The sequence below is a fragment of the Paenibacillus contaminans genome (assembly GCF_003285015.1).
Lineage (GTDB): Bacteria > Bacillota > Bacilli > Paenibacillales > NBRC-103111 > Paenibacillus_V > Paenibacillus_V contaminans.
Genome location: NZ_QMFB01000031.1, coordinates 47,287 through 66,591, shown reverse-complemented (window position 1 = coordinate 66,591; position 19,305 = coordinate 47,287). Strand labels below are relative to the sequence as shown.

The 19,305-nt window shown below is 53.4% G+C and carries 13 protein-coding genes; 11 read left to right on the top strand and 2 right to left on the bottom strand.

Annotated features, from left to right (window positions below; genetic code table 11):
- The first annotated feature begins 275 nt into the window (after positions 1-275).
- From DQG23_RS33855 to cysK, 5 genes are all read left to right on the top strand, one after another.
- The gene (locus DQG23_RS33855) at positions 276-953 is read left to right on the top strand and encodes a PspA/IM30 family protein (RefSeq protein ID WP_113035465.1); all 678 of its coding nucleotides are present in this window, start codon (positions 276-278) and stop codon (positions 951-953) included.
- A 139-nt stretch (positions 954-1,092) separates the two neighbouring features.
- Entirely contained in the window at positions 1,093-1,512 is a 420-nt protein-coding gene (locus DQG23_RS33850; RefSeq protein ID WP_113035464.1) for a DUF350 domain-containing protein, read from the top strand.
- Between the two features lie 185 nt (positions 1,513-1,697).
- Complete coding sequence (locus tag DQG23_RS33845; protein WP_113035463.1) at positions 1,698-2,288, top strand: hypothetical protein; 591 nt, start codon at positions 1,698-1,700, stop codon at positions 2,286-2,288.
- A gap of 187 nt (positions 2,289-2,475) precedes the next feature.
- Positions 2,476-3,816: an MFS transporter gene (locus tag DQG23_RS33840; protein WP_113035462.1), complete on the top strand. Its 1,341-nt coding sequence runs from the start codon at positions 2,476-2,478 to the stop codon at positions 3,814-3,816.
- Positions 3,817-3,963: 147 nt separating this feature from the next.
- On the top strand, positions 3,964-4,884 hold the full coding sequence (cysK, locus tag DQG23_RS33835; RefSeq protein WP_113035461.1) for a cysteine synthase A: 921 nt from the start codon (positions 3,964-3,966) through the stop codon (positions 4,882-4,884).
- 168 nt (positions 4,885-5,052) lie between these two features.
- Here cysK and DQG23_RS33830 read toward each other — a convergent pair whose 3' ends face one another.
- The gene (locus tag DQG23_RS33830; protein ID WP_113035460.1) at positions 5,053-5,328 is read right to left on the bottom strand and encodes a MoaD/ThiS family protein; all 276 of its coding nucleotides are present in this window, start codon (positions 5,326-5,328) and stop codon (positions 5,053-5,055) included.
- A 1-nt stretch (position 5,329) separates the two neighbouring features.
- Entirely contained in the window at positions 5,330-6,430 is a 1,101-nt protein-coding gene (locus tag DQG23_RS33825) for a WD40/YVTN/BNR-like repeat-containing protein (protein ID WP_113035459.1), read from the bottom strand.
- 291 nt (positions 6,431-6,721) lie between these two features.
- Here DQG23_RS33825 and DQG23_RS33820 point away from each other — a divergent pair, with 291 nt between their 5' ends.
- The 6 genes from DQG23_RS33820 to DQG23_RS33795 all read left to right on the top strand — a co-directional run bounded on the left by DQG23_RS33820 (position 6,722) and on the right by DQG23_RS33795 (position 18,836).
- Positions 6,722-7,882: a DUF4062 domain-containing protein gene (locus tag DQG23_RS33820; protein WP_158560835.1), complete on the top strand. Its 1,161-nt coding sequence runs from the start codon at positions 6,722-6,724 to the stop codon at positions 7,880-7,882.
- On the top strand, positions 7,875-8,072 hold the full coding sequence (locus tag DQG23_RS33815) for a hypothetical protein (RefSeq protein ID WP_113035457.1): 198 nt from the start codon (positions 7,875-7,877) through the stop codon (positions 8,070-8,072). Before DQG23_RS33820 ends, DQG23_RS33815 begins: the two co-directional genes overlap by 8 nt.
- A 192-nt stretch (positions 8,073-8,264) precedes the next feature.
- Positions 8,265-9,137, top strand: a complete 873-nt coding sequence (locus DQG23_RS33810; protein WP_113035456.1) for a polysaccharide deacetylase family protein — start codon at positions 8,265-8,267, stop codon at positions 9,135-9,137.
- A 92-nt stretch (positions 9,138-9,229) separates the two neighbouring features.
- Positions 9,230-9,805, top strand: a complete 576-nt coding sequence (locus tag DQG23_RS33805) for an RNA polymerase sigma factor (protein WP_113035455.1) — start codon at positions 9,230-9,232, stop codon at positions 9,803-9,805.
- The gene (locus tag DQG23_RS33800; RefSeq protein WP_113035454.1) at positions 9,802-11,337 is read left to right on the top strand and encodes a DUF4179 domain-containing protein; all 1,536 of its coding nucleotides are present in this window, start codon (positions 9,802-9,804) and stop codon (positions 11,335-11,337) included. Before DQG23_RS33805 ends, DQG23_RS33800 begins: the two co-directional genes overlap by 4 nt.
- Positions 11,338-11,489: 152 nt before the next feature.
- The gene (locus DQG23_RS33795) at positions 11,490-18,836 is read left to right on the top strand and encodes a lamin tail domain-containing protein (RefSeq protein ID WP_158560834.1); all 7,347 of its coding nucleotides are present in this window, start codon (positions 11,490-11,492) and stop codon (positions 18,834-18,836) included.
- Positions 18,837-19,305: the final 469 nt, after the last annotated feature.

Sequence of the window (19,305 nt, the reverse complement as noted above, 5' to 3'; positions counted from 1 at the left end):
GGTTATTTGTAAACCGGTTATAATGTCCGCTTTTGTCGGATGATCAGAGGTGCTATAATTTTTTTCAGAAAAAAGTTATACGCTTTGAAACCTCGCTGCAGGTTGAGCGTATATACTTGTGTAAGCAACAAACGGTTGTAAATTCGAAGGTAGGCCTAGCGGATTTACAGCAAAAAACAGTCCTTGCCGAAGCAGTCGACTAAAAGGCTTCTAAGGCGTACAATTGGTATAAATAAACATTCAACTACTCATACATTTCAAGGAGGAACACGAACATGGGAATTTTTAAAAGATTGCGCGATTTGACGGCTGCATCGATCAACGACTTGCTGGACAAAGCTGAAGATCCGGTGAAGATGCTGAACCAGTTCCTTCGTGACATGGAAGAAGACATTATGGAAGCGGAAGCTGCAGTAGCGAAGCAGATCGCTGTCGAGAAGAAATTCAAGCAGCAGTACGAAGAAGCCTTCGAGATGGTATCCAAGCGCGAAGAGCAAGCGATGAAGGCGCTCGAGCAAGGCAACGAAGATTTGGCGCGCCGGGCTCTTGCCGATAAGAAAGAGCACCAAGCCCGTTATGACGAAATGAAGCGTCAATACGACATCGCCAAAACGAATGCGGATCAGCTTCGCAACCAGTTGTCGGAGATGAAAGACGAATTCAACAAAATGAAAAACAAGAAAGACCTGCTGATTGCCCGTGCGGAAGCGGCGAAAGCGCAAAAAACGATCAACCAGGCGATGTCCGGCTTCGGAACCGACAATGCGGCACGCGGCTTCGATCGGATGACCGAGAAAGTCATGCAAATGGAAGCGGAAGCTCAAGCAAGCAACGAACTTCGCGCCGGCAACCGCAGCTTGGACGACGAGCTCGACAAGCTGGATAAAAGCGGCGGCGTAGACGATGAACTGGCTGCCCTGAAAGCGAGAATGGCCCAAAAAAATCAACAATAACGGGCTAACGCTTCGTATATAACATCCTATACCTGCCCGGGAAGAGACTGAAGAAATCTTCAGTCTCTTCCGTTGTTGCGGCGGCTTTTGACTGCATGAACGGACCCGTTTATAATTTCCATAGAAGGCAGGGATAACGATGAACGCAGAGGTGGATCAGATCATGAACAACGTGTATTTGAAGACGCTTGCTTTTTTCTCGGTATCGATCGTAGCGCTTGTTATTTTTCTCGCCATTTTCGCATTGATTACGCGCTACAAAGATTGGGAAGAAATTAAGAGAGGCAATGTTGCGGCCGCGATGGCGACGGGCGGTAAAATTTTCGGGATCTGCAATATTTTCCGGTTTGCAATCTTGAACAATGATACGTTATTCGAATCGGTTGTATGGTCTGCATACGGGTTTTTGTTACTGCTTGTAACGTATTTCATTTATGAGTTTTTAACGCCGTATTTCAAGATCGACGAGCAAATCAAAAACGGCAACAACGCAGTCGGCTTAATCTCGCTTATTATTTCCGTGTCGATCTCGTATGTTATCGGGGCAAGCGTAACCTAAGCGGACGACGAGATGGGGGCATAATCGATGAAATATTTATGGGGGAGCTTGCTGACGCTTGCCATCATTTTTTTTGCGATCGGCGTTTATTATATCGTCCGGTTCGGTTAATGGGTTGATGGGAGTCGGAAGGTTAAAGCGGAATAATTATCGCGAATGGATACAGCGAATGGAAGGTGCATGAAATGGAGCGGGAAGCAAATCAAATATGTCCTTGGTGTCAGACGGAAATTGTCTGGGATCCGGAAATCGGTGCGGAGGACGAATGCCCGCATTGTTTGAATCAATTGGGCGGGTATCGCAGCCTGACCTTCACGATGAAAAACAAAGACGATAAGACTGCCGGCGGTGCAGGCGAGGCTGCAGGCCGAACATCAATAGACAATGATGTGGACGATTGGGACGATGAAGAAGAGTTCGAAAACGATGAATCGGGCGATGAAGGCCCCGGCTTTGACGACGCGATTCGCAGCGGCAGAAGCCCGCTTTTCGCGGATGGCGGATTTGACGATGTTTATGGCGAGAAGGTCGAGCAGTGCATCGATACGCAGGAGGAAGCACCCGAATGCATCAGCTGCCGGGAGCTAATGCTGCTTGCCGGTCATCGCGAGTTTGGAGCGGATTTCAAACCGCATACGCCGGCTATTTTGGATAAACCGTTCTTGACGGTTCCGGTACGGCTGGATCTTTATGTTTGCCCGAATTGCTTCCGGACGGAAACGATGCTGTCGGAAGAAGACCGTATCCATATGATCAAAGCGATTAAAGAAGGATAGCCCCGGCGGCTCTCCATAAACCATAACTCCTGTCGTGCCGCATGCACGGTCGGGAGTTTTTTTCGTTTGGACATGTTTTCTTTCATTTTCGGGAACCTTATGGGGGTCGTGGCTACGGATGATGTGGTCGGCATGTCCGATGTCATAGAAGCGGGGAAACCTGCAGCCAACACAAAGGGGAACAACAATGAGCGAAAAAACGAAACGCCGCTGGTCGATTGGCGAATGGCTTGGCGAAACGGACGGAGGCGCTCATGGAGCCGATCCGGCACGGAAGGAAGAAGCAGTCGGTAAGGATGCCAAGAAGCCGAAAGAGAAGCTTTCCCGACAAGCGCTTCTGCTGCTTGCGGTTAACGCCTTGTTTGCCGTCGCCAATGCGCTGTCCGGCACATTCGTGAACGTCTACATATGGAAAATAAAGAATGATTTTACGCTAATCGGCTGGTTCGCCGTCGTACATCAGCTTACGATGGCGGTAACGTTCTGGCTCGCCGGCAAATGGGTCAAGGAGTACAACAAGATGAACGCGCTGCGGGTAGGCGTAGCCGTTTCGGCTCTCTTCTATGGGCTTGTTCTGCTGCTCGGTACGCAGGCGGTGTACTACATTCCGCTGCTCGGAATTGTGCAAGGCATTTCGTCCGGACTGTTTTGGCTTGCCTTCAACGTCGTTTATTTCGAAGTGACCGATCCGGGCAACCGCGACCGGTTTAACGGCTTGGCCGGCTTCCTTGGCTCAATCGCCGGGATGATCGCCCCGTGGGTATCGGGATTCGTCATTACGAGAATGGAGGATACGAGCGGATACCGGATCATCTTCTCCGTTTCCTTGGGGGTCTTTATTCTTGGGGCTATATTGAGCTTTTTTCTGCATAAGCGCAAAGCGCTTGCCAACTACGACTGGTTCGGCGGCTTTCGCAGCTTGCGGGAAGCCGGAGGCCCGTGGCGGACGGTGAGTTTGGCGATGGTAGCACAAGGGCTGCGCGAAGGGATTTTCGGGTTTATGATCGCTTTGCTCGTCTATATATCCACTCAGAACGAAATGAAGCTAGGCAGCTTCTCGCTCGTCACCTCGGCCGTCGCCCTTTGCAGCTTTTGGCTTGCCGGGCGGCTGTTGAAGCCGAAATACCGCAAGTGGGGAATGTTCGTCGGCGCCGTCATGATGAGCGTGGTTATATTGCCGCTGTTCTGGCAGGTGAATTACGGAACGCTGCTGGCGTTCGGTATTGGGGCGGCATTGTTTTTTCCGCTATATTCGATACCAGGCGTCTCCGTCGTTTTCGATATTATCGGGCAAAATGACGAGAGCGCCAAGAAACGCGTCGAATATGTCGTGTTTCGCGAGCTTTGTCTCAATACAGGGCGGCTGATCAGCACAATCGCGTTCATTATCGTCATATCGCAAAGCACGGCTCCGCTTGTCGTCAACAGCTTGCTGCTCATTTTCGGGAGCTCGCCCATACTCGTATGGTTTCTGATGCGCGAACGGCTCGGCCAAGAAATGAAGCATTCCTCAGAGCCCGCCGTTTAAGCTAAGCGTTGCGGTTACTCCGACAGGCGTCCGTTTCTGTATACTCGCAGCTTCTAGGCATATGGGCGTACACTCCGAGGGTTGTCAAAAGTCGCAAATACCGATAAAATAAGTGGGTAAAAGACGGCTTCGGAGGAGAGAATGGATATGGCGAGCAAAATGGTGAACAGCATCGCGGAGCTTATCGGCAACACGCCTGCAGTCCGGATCAACAGGCTGGTCGGTCCTGACGATGCGGAAGTTTATGTGAAGCTGGAGTATTTCAATCCAAGCGGCAGCGTGAAGGACAGAGCCGCTTTTAATTTAATCGCGCAAGCGGAGAAGGACGGCAAGCTGAAGCCCGGCGCGACGATTATCGAGCCGACTAGCGGCAATACGGGAATCGGTCTTGCGATGAATGCGGCGGCCAAAGGCTATAAGGCGATTTTGATCATGCCTGACAATATGACGAAGGAAAGAATCAATATTCTCAAAGCATACGGCGCCGAAGTGGTCCTGACGCCTGCGGCAGAGCGGATGCCGGGAGCAATCCGCAAAGCGCTCGAGCTGCAGCAGCAAATACCGGGAAGCTTTATTCCGCAGCAGTTCGAGAACAAAGCGAATCCGGATATTCATCGCGTCACGACGGCGCTGGAAATCATCGAGCAGACGGGCGGCCGTCTGGACGCTTTCGTCGCAACCTCGGGAACCGGCGGCACAATTACGGGAACCGGCGAGGTTTTGCGCGAGCGTATTCCCGGAATCGCGATTTACGTCGTCGAGCCGAAAGGATCGCCGGTGCTGTCCGGCGGACAGCCGGGACCGCATAAGCTTGTCGGCACGAGCCCGGGATTTGTTCCGCAAATATTAAACACGGGCGTTTATGACGAAATTATTCAAGTTGCGGACGAGGACGCGCTGCAGACGACGCGCGATCTGGCTAGCAAGGAAGGCATTCTCGTCGGACCTTCGGCGGGGGCTGCAGTTTGGACGGCTTTGCAGAAAGCGAAGCTGCTCGGCAAAGGCAAACGCGTGTTATGCATTGCGCCGGATACCGGCGAACGGTACTTGAGCATGGATATTTTTTAAGAAACGTTAGAGGATGGGAAGGCTTCGGTCGCGCTATGCGGCTGAGGGCTTTTTTTTGAAATAAAAAGCCATCCGATTACCCTCGGATGGCTTGGCTGCGTCGTTCACGCTTCATATAATCAAGGCTCATGCGAAAAAAGGAGGTTGCGAGAGCCCGTCTTGCCCTGTTCAGCCGCCGGAAACGGATTGCAGCACGTTCAGCTTGTCGCCTTTCTTCAACGGGATGTCCAGCCGGTCGAGCCAAGCGATATTGTCGTCGTTGTAGTAGAGGAAAACGTGCTTGCGCACATCGCCGGACTCCGTGTAGAGGTGAACCCGCAGCAGCGGATACGTATCCAGCATAAGCTGAAGCGCTTCCTGCAGCGTTTCGGCTTCAAGAGTAAAGCTGGCCCGGCCGCCCGTACAGTCTCTCAGCAGTCCGGGGACATTGACGTCGATCTGCATGCTACTCCTCCACGATCCAAGGCTTTACGCACATGATGCGGGAAAATTGGCCCGGCAGCTTATCCCAGCTGACGCCGCGGTCGAGCGAACAGAACACTTCGCCTGACGTCGTGCCGAAATAAAGGCCGTACGGCTCGAGCGTATCGACCGACATGGCGTCGCGCAGTACGTTGACGTGACGCTGCTCCTCGGGCATCGCGTCGCCGATCGGAACCCAGCTTCCGCCTTCATGTACCCGCCGCCAAATGAGCAATTTGCCGCCGCGGACGCTGCGCTGCTCGCTGCTTTCCAGCGGCAAAATAAATTGGTCGCCGTTCTTGGCGACAGCGAAAGGAAAGCCGAACAGTCTCGTCTCCCCGTTCACGATCAAGCCTTCCTCGATCGGGAACCAGCTGTCGGCCGCATCCGTCGACATAAATACGCCGCCATGCTCCTGCATGTAGAGAATGTCCGGATTATTCGGGTCGCCGGCTACTTTGTGGGCGCAGAAGCCGATGCTTTCATCCGGCTGTCCGGTCGGCACGCGGTTTAGTCCGTTGTTGCATACTTTCCAAGTCTCCCCGCCGTCATCGGTGCGAAATACGCCGACGGACGACATGGCAACCCATATGCGCTGCGGATTGTCCGGGTCGACGATAATGGTGTGCAAGCCCATGCCGCCGGCTCCGCCGATCCATTCGGGACGGGTAGGGTGCTTCGTAAGCGCGTCGAGCTCGCGCCAGTTTTCGCCGCGGTCGTGGCTGACGAACAGTCCGGCGTCTTCGGCGCCCGCGTAGATCGTATCCGGCTGGGAAGGCGCTCCCGGCGCGATTTGCCAGATGCGGTTGAGCGGGAAACCGCTTTCTTGCGAGTACCGGGGACCGTTCTCGATCTGCCTCCAGCTTTGGCCGAAGTCGTCGCTTACCCGGATTGTGGCGCCGTAAGCCGCATGAGAGGTGCCGGCGTACAACCGGTTGCCGCTTCTGCTGTCTCCCAGTACGCTGTACACTTCCCAACCGCCCAGGAACGGGCCCCGGACTTCCCATTTCAGCCTGTCGCCGTCGTTTTCGTAAATAAACAATCCTTTGTTCGTGCCCACCAGCAGCATGACGCGTTTGCCCATGTATCATTCTCTCCAATCCATTCGTGAAATGGAAGCCTTGTCATATTGTACCACATATAAGCGATTTAGGGGAATATATGTTCTTTTTTTAGATGGTCATTTTAGGAGGTTATCCGCTAAAGGTGCTTCCTTCACATTCTAACGGTATTTGTGCGAATGCGGCTGGACAGTTAACTTTTTCCAGCTTTCTTGATGGTACATACAGGAAAGGACATGTTATAATAATGGAACTATTCGCCAATTGCGGTTGCGCTATCAAAAAGCCGTATGAGAACGGGAGAGTGGTTGCCTTTGGCTTCTCGCGCCAAAATTTTTATTAGCTCGGTCGCACAGGACGATTTTACTCCGCTGCGCCATGACGTCTTCACGAAGCTGACGGAGCTCGGCCACGAGCCGCTCATGTTCGAGCGAAACTTCGGCCCTTGGCCGGCGCATACAGATCCGATCCGCAAATGCCTGGAAATCGTCGAGGAATCCGATATTTATTTGCTTTTTATAAAGAATAAAGCGGGCACCTATTTGAAAGCATCCGAGCGTACGGTTACGCATTTGGAGTTTTTGCACGCCCGTAAGCATAAGAAAACGATATTGGTGTTCGCCGACAATGCCGTTATGTCGCTGTATTTCAAGGAAGTCCAGAAAACGATCGGCGACTATGTATCGATGTTCCAGTCGGATCACAAGCGGCCGCCCCGTTTTGCCGAAGTGCTGGACATGCTGCGCGAAAGTCCGTCGGTCCCGTCGTTCGTCGACCCTTACATTTGGATGTTCATATACGATCTCGTACAGAAAGGGATTTATGTGGAGAGCTTGGCCACGGGCGTAGGCATCGATTGGGGATCGTATTTCAGCAACTTGCTTCGCAGGGGCGCGCTGCTTCTGCCGGAAGCGGACAGGATGGATCATAACGCGAGGATGGTCGAGCTTTTTGCGGATTTCCGCGGACTCACGTCGGTGCTGCTGCCGGTTATCGCGTTCAAAGGCTTTCGTGATGCGGACAAATTTCTGGCCTTGGTACAAGGAAGAATGAAAGGCGGAACGATCGCCGCTCGTTTTGCCGAATATACGAGCGAGGAGCTGGGCAGCATCAAAGACTGCTCTACCGTCACTTTGTACGGAAAGAAAGACGATGTCATGCGAATTGTGGGGCAAACGGACGAAGCCGCGGGCAAGGACGTGATCGAGCTGAACGATCCCGATTCGTATGTCGTTGCGGCGCATCGCAATTCCGGGCGGGAGCCGATGCTCTTTTTCCGTGAAGAGAAGCATATGTTTTACTTTTGCTTGCCGGTGGGCGATTTTGTGGCGACCTTTCACTTTCCGTCCGATAAAACTTGGGATACGCAGAAGTTTTGGCTCTACAATCAGGAAATTATTAATGGTATAATGGAAAAAAACTTCACGGTTTTGGAATTGGTTCAGCTGCTGCTAGGAGGGATGGACCTTGGGTAAAGGAACGGTATACGTTATCAAGAACGGACAAACGCAAATTGCGGAATCCGGCAATCAGCCGAAGAACGCGCTGCTTTTCGCCGCCTCCGGCAAAAGCCTGGCGCAAATGATTATCGAACAGACGGAACAATTCAAAGAGAACGCCGAGCTTGTTCGTTCGCGGCTCGCCGCCGCAAGCAAATGGGACTGATTACTTCATAATGTTGAAACCTGGGAGTCGTACGTTCATCGCGTACGGCTTTTTTTAGTTTACCGGCAAGTATAACGCCTGTGCGAAAGACTGTTGGCAGGTCGTATCGGAAAAGCAAATAAATTGAACCGTCATCGCTCGGGCTGCGCCTTTTAAGTGAACGCGCGTATCAAGCTTGAAAGGTCAAAAGCGATGAGTTATACCCGGTATGTTATGTTTGTCGTTCTTGCAGCCGGCTTGGCTGCCGCCGCAGCGGTATTGCATTTGCGGACGGAAGGGACAAGTCTGATTTATTATAAGGATAAAGCGATCGTCCTTGTGTATCACGATATTAGGCAAATGCCGGCTTCGGAGGAAGCGGGCGCGTCGACCCTGGGCGCCGACCGGCTGGAGGACCATTTAATGATGCTGGAAAGCCGCGGTTTTCAAATTATTTCGATGGATGCCTTCGCAGGCTTTATGCTGGAAGGGCGAAGCATTCCGCCCAATGCCGTCATTCTTACGTTCGACGACGGTTACGAATCGTTTTATTCCGATGCTTTTCCGATCCTGAAGAGGTTCGGAGCAACGGCCTCCAATTTTATAGTGGGCATTTCCAGCGATTTGTTCAACCCGGATGCGGAGCCCCATTTGACTTGGGAGCAAATGCGCGAATTGAAGGCTCACGGCATGGGGATATACAGCCACACGTACAATTTGCACCGGATGGTCCCTGCGGACCGCACGGGATCCGAGGAGCCGGCATTAACCGCCAGAATGCATTTGGAGCAGAAGCGGCGGAGCGAAACGGAGCCGGAATACCGGCGGAGAATATTCAGCGATTTGACTTTTCTGGAAAAGCGTTTTGAGCAAGAACTCGGCAGGGACCGTTCCTTGCTGGCATTTCCGTTCGGCTCCTATGACGAGCTCGTTTTGGAGGAAGGGGCAAAAGCAGGGATCGAGCTGTTCTTCTCCGTGGAGGAGGGCATTAACGTTCCCGGAAGCCGGATCGTTAAACGAATCAATGCCGGAGAGCCCTATATGACATCGGATTATTTGTGGAACCGGCTAACTGCATTTTTTTGAGTTTATCAGAAGTATAACGCCTTAGACGAATAAAAAAATTTGAACCGCAAGCGGCTCTCTTGCGCCTATATAGAGAGACTGGGGGAGTTGCAATGGATTTGGAGCTCGAGCGGCGCTTGATTGAGGATATTCGAGGCGGGAGCCAGGAGTCGTTCCGGACCCTGGTAAATCCGCTGATCGCCAAAGCGTATCGGTCGGCCTTGGCGATTTTGGGGTCGTCGCCGCTGGCGGAGGAAGCGGTGCAGAACGCGCTGATCGAATCGTATTCCATGATCATGAGCGGAAAAGAAATTCGCCATTTTCAAGGATGGTTCAGCCGCGTCATCGCTCACCGGGCGCTCGATACGGCGAGAAAAGAAAAAAATTACAAATACAGTCTCGACATTCAGCAGCTGGACATCCGGGATCATGCTGATTCACCGCTGGAAAGCATGCTCAAAAAAGAGCAGTCCGAACGGCTGATCGAATCCGTCATGGCATTGGAGCTGGAACAGCGCGCCGTCGTCGTGATGTACTATTTTCAGGAGCTCAAAATCGAGGAAATCGCCGAGCTGCTCGGCTTAAAGGAGGGCACGGTGAAATCGCGGCTGTATTACGCCAGATTAAAGCTGAGCCGAAAGCTCCATAGCGCGGATTTGATGCCGCAAACGAGGGAGATGATGATATGAAACGGGATGATAAGCTGAAACTTCAAGTCGAACGATCCATGGAGCACATTCCGGTTCCCGATTCGTTATTCCGGTTTGCCGAGGAATTGCCCGATAGGTTCGCGAAGGGGGAGCTGGAGCTCGATTCCGTCTCAGTCGCCTCCGCATCTGCGCCTGTCGAACGCCGCAATCGGCGTTTACGGCCGATGATTTACAAAAGCGCGGCGGCTGCCGCGATTCTGCTGTCCTTTTTTACGGCGGGAATCAAGATTTCGCCTACTTTTGCCGAACTGGCCAAAGGGGTACCCGGCATTGATATCGCAGTGGAGTGGCTGAACCGTGCGAGGGAGCATGACGGCGTCCAAACGGCGATCGATAACGGCTACATGCCGATAGAGCCGGTTACGAAACAGGTCGGCGGGACGACGATTACGATCGGGGATATGTATTTGACAGACGAGGAGCTGCTGTTCAAAACGTTTATCAAGAGCGACGATTTCGATGTAGCCGACGCCGGCGGAAATGCTCGTTTGTTTGTGTATCCGGAAAACTTGTTTGGGGGCGGCTCGACGACAGCCTCCTCGGTCATCACGACTACGGACGGCAGCGGTGAACTCGTCCTGCAGGAAACCTACAAATACCAGCTGAAGGACGGCGCGGCAAGGGCGTTTTTGAAAAAGGGAGAAGAGCTTCTGCTGTCCGTAAACAAACATACGGCGGATATTGCGGTAAAGCGGAGCGAGACGATCCATATCGCGCAGATCGGCGTGCCGATCGAACCCGGCAAGCTGCTGCATGACCGTGTGCTCGAGCCGAACCTGACTCTCCCCTTTGCCGATGGGGATTGGAGTAGTCTGACCTTGGAGAAGCTGACGATTCAGCCGACGACGATGAACCTCGTTTTGAACGGGCAAAAGGGATGGAGCTACGATTTTCCGAGAGAGGACGGTGCTGCTCCTTACTTGAAAGACGATAAAGGGAAGGTGTACCGCTTTGATCCGTCCGGTCCCGGGCTAATATTGGAGGAAGGGAAGCTGCAGCTGCCTTTTTCGTCTTCCGTGTATTTCGATCGAGACGTCAAGTCGCTGACCTTGCACATCGGAGAGATGACCGTCAGCGAATGGGAGCCAAGCGGAACCTTAGAGTTGAAGCCGGACGGGCCGTTTCCGCAGAAGGTTTCGTTCAAAGGCCGCGAGCTCGTCATCGAAGGAGCCGAATACGTGCAGGAAGGGTATCTCCGTTTGAAAATTAAGAAACAATTTCCCGACCAGCGGTATTTGGACGGCGTTTTCTTCGATATTGCCGAGAAAGAGGATTTGAACGAGAAATTCGAGAAAGATCCGGGGGCGTACGACGCCTATGTCCTCAAGCATAGGAAGGACAGGGAAACGTTCAACGTAAGCGGCTTCGGAATCGCGGAGGACTACCACATGAGGCCGTATCTGAGCGTGTTTATTCCGGGGCCCAAGCTTGACCGGTATACCGTAACGCTAGCCCGTGCCGGCGATAAGATCGATATCGACCGTGATTATACGATTCCGCTCAAACGTTGAACTGAACGCGCATCGATTATTTCAAAAGCCCGGCGGTTATCCTCCGGGCTTCTTAATCGTCTTTACAAACTCTTCATAATGCGATGACAATTCCTTAATAATGATGGATTATGATGGTTTTCGAACATAATTCGCTACATCAGGAGGAACACATGAAGGGGAAAATCGGAAAGGTCATCGTTTCCACGGCTGCCGCTATCGGCGTAATGGCGAGCCCGTTTTACGGCTTGCTGCAGCCCGAACCGAAAGCAGTCGCGGCTTCGTCACCGGATATGCTTATTACGGAGCTGTCTCCGAATAATTCCGGCGCCGACGATTACGAATTTATCGAACTGTACAACCGCTCCGACCGAGACGTGTCGCTGTCGGATTTTTCGGTCATTTATAGGGCTCCGGGATCGGACAGGCAGCTGACGTTACCGGCAAGAACGATCAGGGCTAACGATTCGGTCGTGCTTTGGTACAACAAATCGTCCAAGACGGCTGCGGATTTTAACGCGAAGTACGGCGTGAGCTTGCCGGACGAACGGCTGATCGCCTTTACGCAATCCGTGCCCTCGGGCTTCGCCGGCATGTCGAATACGGGCAGTCGCTCCGTAATTGTTAAGGATGCCGCCGGCAACGAGCTCGTCTCGGCCGATTACAATGACGGAGAGACGAACGATAGCGGCTTGGACGTCCACTATAAAATACCGGGCGACGGCTACAAGACGATGGCGAAGCTTGCCGTTCTTGGAGCTCCTACGCCTGGAACGGTCGATCCGCGCCAATATGCGCCCAATATGCCGCCGATCATCGCGCACACGCCGTTTGCAAACGGCAGTGCCGATCATGATGCGCGCATTCAAGCGGATATCACATCGGACGACTTGATGCAGGCCAAGCTTTATTATCGCACGGCTGCGGACATGCAGTACCGTTCCGTCGCGATGACTAGCGTTACCGGCATTACATATGAGTCAATCGTGCCGAAGGAGCAGCTGTGGACATCGTCGCTCCAATATTATATCGAGGCGACGGACAACGCGAATCCGGCTGCTTACGGACATACTGCGGCGAATCCGGTTTCGGCGGTTATCGCGCCTAGTGTCTCCGTCCCCGATTACAATGCCCTTCCCAAGCTGCTTGTAACGGAACTCGTGCCGGACGGAGCCAATATCGGAAGCTCGGACGCCTACGAGTTCATCGAAATCTATAACAATACGGACAAGCCGGTTCGCATGAACGATTATCAAATTTTATACCGGTATCCTGCTGCCGACAATAAGGCCGACGTGAAGCTCGAGCTGACGGAAAACAAAATCGTCGGTCCGAAGGAAAGCTTCGTCGTCTGGACCAAGCCGTCCGTCACGCCGGAACAAACGTTGGCCGATTTCAACGCCGCTTACGGGACGTCGCTGGATGAAGGGCATGTAACGGCGATAAGCTGGGCCGGCATGCATAACACCCAGGAACGTACGGTCATTCTTGCCGACAAGCTTGGCAACGAGCTTTCCTCCGCACGGTATTTGGAATCGGCGGACGCGAACGAAGTAGCGGAAGGCAAAGGAATCGTTTATAAATACCCGAATGGCAGCATCGCTTCGATCAAGCTGGGCACGATGGAAAATGCGACGCCGGGACGCGTGCTGGAAGGTCAAGTGCCGGCTGTGCCGGTAGCCGTGCCGGATGCGCCGAACCCCGCTCCGGTTATCGGCCATACTCCGGTAACAGCCGTATCGGGCGACCGGGATTTAGCCGTAACGGCTCAAGTAACGGACGACGAGCAGGCTGTGCAGCTCAAGCTGTTTTACCGCTTGGATTCGCGTTCCGCTTACAAGTCCGTCGAGATGACGGCGAAAGACGGAGGACAATACGAGGGAATCGTGCCGAAGGCGGAGCTGTGGTCGAATTCGTTCGCTTATTACGTAGAAGCGAGAGACGCGGCGAATCGGGTTACGGCACCGGCAAACGATACTTTGCCGTATACGGCGCCGATTTCGCATGAAGGCGATGCGGCCGATACGGACAAGCTGCCGAAGCTTCTCATTACCGAGCTTGTGCCGGATACGGTCAACGTAGGCGGTTCCGACGCTTACGAATATATCGAGGTGTACAACAATACGAACGGTACCGTCAACATGAAGGACTACCAAATCGTATACCGGTATCCGGAAGCCGATAAGAAAGCGGACGTTCGGATCGATTTGACGGAGGATAAAATAATCGGTCCGCAGGAAAGCTTCGCCATATGGACCAAGAACGACAAAAACACGTCCCTGACGGCTGCGGACTTCAACGCCAACTACAAGTCCTCGCTGGATAGCGGTCATTTGACCGGCGTAACATGGGACGGCATGGCGAACGGCTCGGAGCGGACCGTCATCATCGCCGACGATTTCGGCAAGGAAATCGCTTCGGCAGCTTATAACGACGGGACATCCGACGTTGCCGAAAATAAAGCGATCGTCTACAAATACCCTGCCGAGGGCAACCGGATGCTGAAGGTGGAGACGAAGGCAGCCGCCACGCCGGGAACGATGCTGGACGGCCAAGTGCCGGCGAAGCCGGTATCGGGCTCGCAGGATGGTGTCCCGCCGGTCGTTGCGCATGAGCCCGTTACCTCGGTTGCTGCCGGGGCAAAAGCGTTCTTCACTGCGAACGTTACCGACAACAGCAAGGTGGAGCGCGTGACGCTTTATTATAAGCAGACCGCAAACATGCCTTTCGAAACGGCTCAGATGAAAGAGGATCCTGACCGCAAAGGCGTATTTACGGCTGAGCTGCCGGCCAGAATGCTGTGGACGAACGAGCTGACATACTTCATCGAAGCGTCGGACGGAAGCAACTTGACTAAAACCGCAGAAGCGGTCGCTAGCGTAACGCACGGGGAAACGGATTTCACGAAGGTGCCTCAGGTGCTTGTAACGGAAATCGTTCCGGATTCCGCGAATGTCGGCGGCTCGGACGGTTATGAATTCATTGAGATTTATAACAATACCGACCGGGATTTGAAGCTGGACGATTACAAGATTCAATACCGTTATCCGGACGAAGGCGCAGACGGCGATTTGATTTGGGCGCCGGACACGGACGGCCTCGTGCTGAAATCGCAGAAGACGATGGTATTCTGGATCATCAACGGTCCGAACGAAAGCAAGACAGTCGCGGATTTCAACGCCAATTACGGATCTGCGCTTGTCGAGAACGCCGATATCGTGCGGATGCACAATAACGGCATGGCGAACGACAGTCATCGCGGCATTGTCGTGGCGACGAACATCGGCAAGGAAATTTCCAAAGGTTTTTATTGGGATGAGCATAGCGACGATACGAAGGAAAACAAAGGCATTCTGTTCAAATATCCGGTTGACGGAACGAACAATTTGATCAAAATCAGCAGCGGCCAGCAGCCGGCGACGCCAGGCAGCTTGCTTGCCGGACAGGTTCCGGACTTGCCGGTCATGCTGGCGGACGACAAGGTGCCGCCTACGGTTACGGATAAAACCTCGCAAACGGAAGCCGCTGAGACGGACAACATTGGGCTATTTGCGGCCGCTCAGGACGATGTGGCCGTCAAAACGATGACGTTGTTTTACAAGACCGACGATCAAGCCGATTTCACGAAGGCGAACCTGCGGCAGGATTACGGGGACAAGCAGTACTACTACACGATCTACTCCCCCGAGCTGCTCGGCAAAAGCTCGGTAACGTATTACTATGAGGCGAGCGACGGCACGAATACGGCGCGCAGCGGGACGAAGACGATCGCGATCCGTTCCGACCGGAGCGAGAAACCGCTCAGGCTGAACGTTAAAGCGGATCAGGTCGTGACGGGTACAACGCTGCTCAAGGGGACGTCGTCGGAATCGTCTCCGGAGTCTCTGGAGCTTTATGTAGACGGCTCGAAGATGGACTCCACTTATGGAGCTTTGGAAAGAGAAGCGTATTTCGCCTTCGAATTAAAGAAGACGAATCTCTTTTTCAAGAACGGCGTTACGATGGGGAACGACATCCTGAAGATATACGATGACGGTACGGATCAATACGTGACTTTGTCCGTTCCGGTGGAGCCGGAGCGGCTGGTCAAAGGTGAGAGAAACGTCATCTCGATCCGCTCGGGAACGAAGGTTTCTCCGTTCGACACCGATTCCGAAGAGAATCGCGACGATTTCTATGTGCGCAACGTACGGCTGGTGCTTGCGGACGGAACCGTTATAAGGGATTCGGCTTATGCCGATCCGAATAAGGAATTGTCCGTAGGCGACGGGGCGGGCGCCATGCCTGTAGTCGATTTCGGCTTTACGATACCGGACGGGAAGTTCAATTCCAAAGCGTTTATGTGGGATACGAAGCTGGTTGCCGAAGGGCCTCATACCGTTAAAATCGCAGATCCGACACAGCAGCCTGCCGGTGAAGAGATTGCGACGATAATGGTGGATAATACGGCTCCCGTCATTATCCCGAGTCTTGTAGAGGGCGGCGAGTACAAAGGCCCGATCGTTATCGACGCACAGGTAACCGACGCCATCGCCGGAGTCGGCAGCATTGAAGCGACCCTGGACGGCGAAGCCATCTTGCTGCCGCTGCAAACATCGTCCGCTTTGCTTGCTCCGGGCAATCACACGCTGGTCGTCAAGTCGACAGACAAGGCAGGCAATAAGGCGGAAGCGGCCGTTCAGTTCCGCGTAGCCGAAGAGATGCCGCATAAACCGCAGCTCGTTTCGCCTAAGGCCGGCAAGTCGATTTCCGGAACCGCCGCCGCCTTGCAGGTGAAGGTAACGGATCCTACGGGCGATGCGATGGACGTTTCGTTCTATCAAGGCTTTCATTACGATGCGAACGATCGTGCAAGCGTCAAGGCGTACGCCAACGCCGTAGACAGCGAGCCGCCGCAGCAGCAAAGTCCCGATGGGGAGGCCGCGTTCTCGGACGAGGAATATCGTAAAGTACAGGCGCTTGACAACGATTATTTGGTCAGCGATTCGATGACGCAATTTCCGTACCAGCGGTTCGAGGTGAAGCTCGACCAGGCGGTCGACGAGACGGACGATGTCGAGCTGATTTGGAAAGGAAAATCGCTGGATGGCCGCAAGGTGACCATGTATGCCTGGAACCTTAAGGAAGGGCGCTGGATCGCGATCGATCACCGCGTTGCCGGCACTGAGGATTTTACGCTGCAAGGACATGTGAAGACGGCTGACTACGCAATTGGACAGACGATCAACGTGATGGTCCAGGACGAAATCCCTAGCAGTCCGGACCAATACGATTACACCTTCGTGTGGATGTCGGATACGCAGTATTATTCGGAGAGTTATCCGCATATTTACCGCAAGGAAGTAGAGTGGATCAAGGATAACAAGGATAATATGAACATCAAGTACGTGTTCCATACGGGGGACATCGTCGATAAAAGCTATCAGGAATTCCAATGGATCAACGCCGATACCCAAATGAAAGTGCTGGACGAGGCGAATATTCCGTACGGCGTTCTTGCCGGCAACCATGACGTCAACCATAAAGATGAGGACTATACGAAATATTCCCAATATTTCGGAGAGGAGCGTTTCAAGGACAAGCCCTATTACGGGGACTCTTACAAAAACAACCGCGGTCATTATGATCTGATTTCGACCGGAGGCAACGATTATATCATGCTGTACATGGGCTGGGGGATTACGGACGAGGATCTCGCCTGGATGGATAAGGTGCTGAAGGATTATCCGGACCGGAAGGCGTTTCTCAATTTCCACGAGTATTTGCTTGTGTCGGGCAACCGCAGTCCAATTGCCAATAGCATTTACGAGAAAGTAGTACTGCCGAATCCGAACGTTATCGCCGTTCTCAGCGGTCATTACCACGACAGCGAAATGATGGCGGACGAGATCGACGACAACGGCGACGGCAAGACGGATCGTACTGTGTATCAAATGCTGGCCGATTACCAAGGCGGTCCCGAGGGCGGCCAAGGGTATATGCGCTTGCTGCATTTCGATGTCAAGAATAATAAAATCATCGTAAATACGTATTCGCCGTATATGAACGATTACAATTTCTACGATACCGACCAGTATCCAGGCAAAGACGAGTTTACGATCGACGTCGATCTTCAGCCGAAGCTGAAACGCGTGGCAACCGACTACTTTGCGGTCAACGTGTACACTGACAAGTCGGTCGGTCAAGCGGCCCAGACGGCAAGCGGCGCCGTCGCTTCGGCAAACTGGACAGGTCTTGCGGCGGGCAAAAAATTCGAATGGTACGCTATTGCGGCCGACGGCTTCGATGGCGCGGCGCGGTCGGACATCTGGAGCTTTATCGCCGGTGACGGAGGCTCTAACGGCAGCGACGGAGGCACGAATAACGGTACCGGCGGAAAGCAGCCGGATCCGAAGCCCGAGGGCAACGAAACGGCGATCCGGATAGACGACAAAGCGGAGATCGCGAAGCTGGAAGGCTTGACGGACGAACGCCTCGTAATCGAGCTTGGATCGGCGGTTCATGGAAGTGCTCCGGTCAGCATCGAAATCGGAACGGCTGTACTGAAGGCAGCCGGAGATAAAGAGGTCGATATCACGTTCCAAGCCGGGAGCTTCTCAGTTACGATTCCCGCGAACGCAATTCCGGCGGACAAGCTGGCATCGGGAACGCTGAAGCTGGTAATCGACGTTTCGGGGACGAACGCGCAAGCGCAAGCTGTGATCGCTGAAGCAGCTGGCCGGGATGGAGCTTACCGTCCTACCGGAAGCTTTATCGATTTGAAGCTGTTCGCGGGCTCCGAATCGATCGCCAAATTCAGCCGGAAGCTGACGGTGGAAATCGAGCTGAGCGAAGAGATTTTGAACCGTATCAATCCGGATCTCGCAGGAGTGTACTTTGTGAACGGCGGCAAAGTCGAATATGCCGGGGGCAAAATCGAAGGCAAAAAGGCGCTCTTCCAAACGGACCATTTCTCGACGTTCGCCGTTATGGAATACGAGAAGCAATTTGCCGACATGGCGGGTCATTGGGCGGAACACTACGTCCGGATGCTTGCGGCCAAGCATATTGCCCAAGGTACGAGCGAACGGACGTATGCGCCGGACGCAACGGTTACGCGAGCTCAATTCGCCACGCTTATGGTGCGTGCGCTAGGCTTTGTGCAGCCGCCTGCATTTGAGGCTGCGTTCGAGGATGTGGAAGAAGGCAGCTACTACGCGGGTTACGTTTCCGAAGCGGTGCGGCTCGGAATCGTCGAGAAGGATACGGCGTTCCGTCCGGAGAGCTCCGTTACCCGCGAGGAAGCGGTCGTCATGATGATGCGGGCTTATGCGCAGCTAGTCGGACATCCTGCGAATAAGGTGCGGGACGCCGATTTTGCAGATTGGGGATCTCTCTCCGAATGGGCGCAGGATGCCGTAGGCCAAGCGAAAGCTCTCGGCATTTTGGAAGGCAGAGGGGGAGGCGTCTTCGCGCCGAAAGCGACGCTTACCCGCGCCGAATCCGCTAAGTTGATCTTGGAACTGCTGAAGCAGAAATAAAGGTTTAACGGTTGACGTAATAGGATCAGGGGCGGTGCCGATAGTTTATTGATGACTTCTGGCATCGCCCTTCGATATTGCTCATCGCAAGCGGATTTTTCAGATGCCGTTCGCCGGAAAGATCCGTTGAAACGATTGTCCCCGCTTGACTTCCTTCCGTATCTTCGACTATGATGAGCGTAACCACAATATCGGGGGAATTTTGATGTCTGCGTTGGTTCTTAACTAATTAGAATTTCATAGGTTGACGCGGTTTTATGCTGCATGAAGCTAAGCGAGGGCCCTAATCCGGCCGAGGCTGCATACGGGAAGAGGCCGGTTGCGATGTAATTATTTATTGGCGCAATCGGGCGAATTTTTCGGGATACCTGCACCTTTCTTTCGCCATGCTTTCGCCGGCGTTCTCGAGTCAACGGAAATTAGTTAAGAATAACGGTTCATGACGAAGCCAGGATATTGCCTATCGTGA

Bases quoted from the DNA above. Each gene is read 5' to 3' on its own strand.
- DQG23_RS33840 (WP_113035462.1), top strand. From the start codon at position 2,476: ATGAGCGAAAAAACGAAACGCCGCTGGTCGATTGGCGAATGGCTTGGC.
- cysK (WP_113035461.1), top strand. From the start codon at position 3,964: ATGGCGAGCAAAATGGTGAACAGCATCGCGGAGCTTATCGGCAACACG.
- DQG23_RS33855 (WP_113035465.1), top strand. From the start codon at position 276: ATGGGAATTTTTAAAAGATTGCGCGATTTGACGGCTGCATCGATCAAC.
- DQG23_RS33800 (WP_113035454.1), top strand. From the start codon at position 9,802: ATGAAACGGGATGATAAGCTGAAACTTCAAGTCGAACGATCCATGGAG.
- DQG23_RS33805 (WP_113035455.1), top strand. From the start codon at position 9,230: ATGGATTTGGAGCTCGAGCGGCGCTTGATTGAGGATATTCGAGGCGGG.
- DQG23_RS33795 (WP_158560834.1), top strand. From the start codon at position 11,490: ATGAAGGGGAAAATCGGAAAGGTCATCGTTTCCACGGCTGCCGCTATC.
- DQG23_RS33830 (WP_113035460.1), bottom strand. From the start codon at position 5,328: ATGCAGATCGACGTCAATGTCCCCGGACTGCTGAGAGACTGTACGGGC.
- DQG23_RS33850 (WP_113035464.1), top strand. From the start codon at position 1,093: ATGAACGCAGAGGTGGATCAGATCATGAACAACGTGTATTTGAAGACG.
- DQG23_RS33810 (WP_113035456.1), top strand. From the start codon at position 8,265: ATGAGTTATACCCGGTATGTTATGTTTGTCGTTCTTGCAGCCGGCTTG.
- DQG23_RS33825 (WP_113035459.1), bottom strand. From the start codon at position 6,430: ATGGGCAAACGCGTCATGCTGCTGGTGGGCACGAACAAAGGATTGTTT.
- DQG23_RS33845 (WP_113035463.1), top strand. From the start codon at position 1,698: ATGGAGCGGGAAGCAAATCAAATATGTCCTTGGTGTCAGACGGAAATT.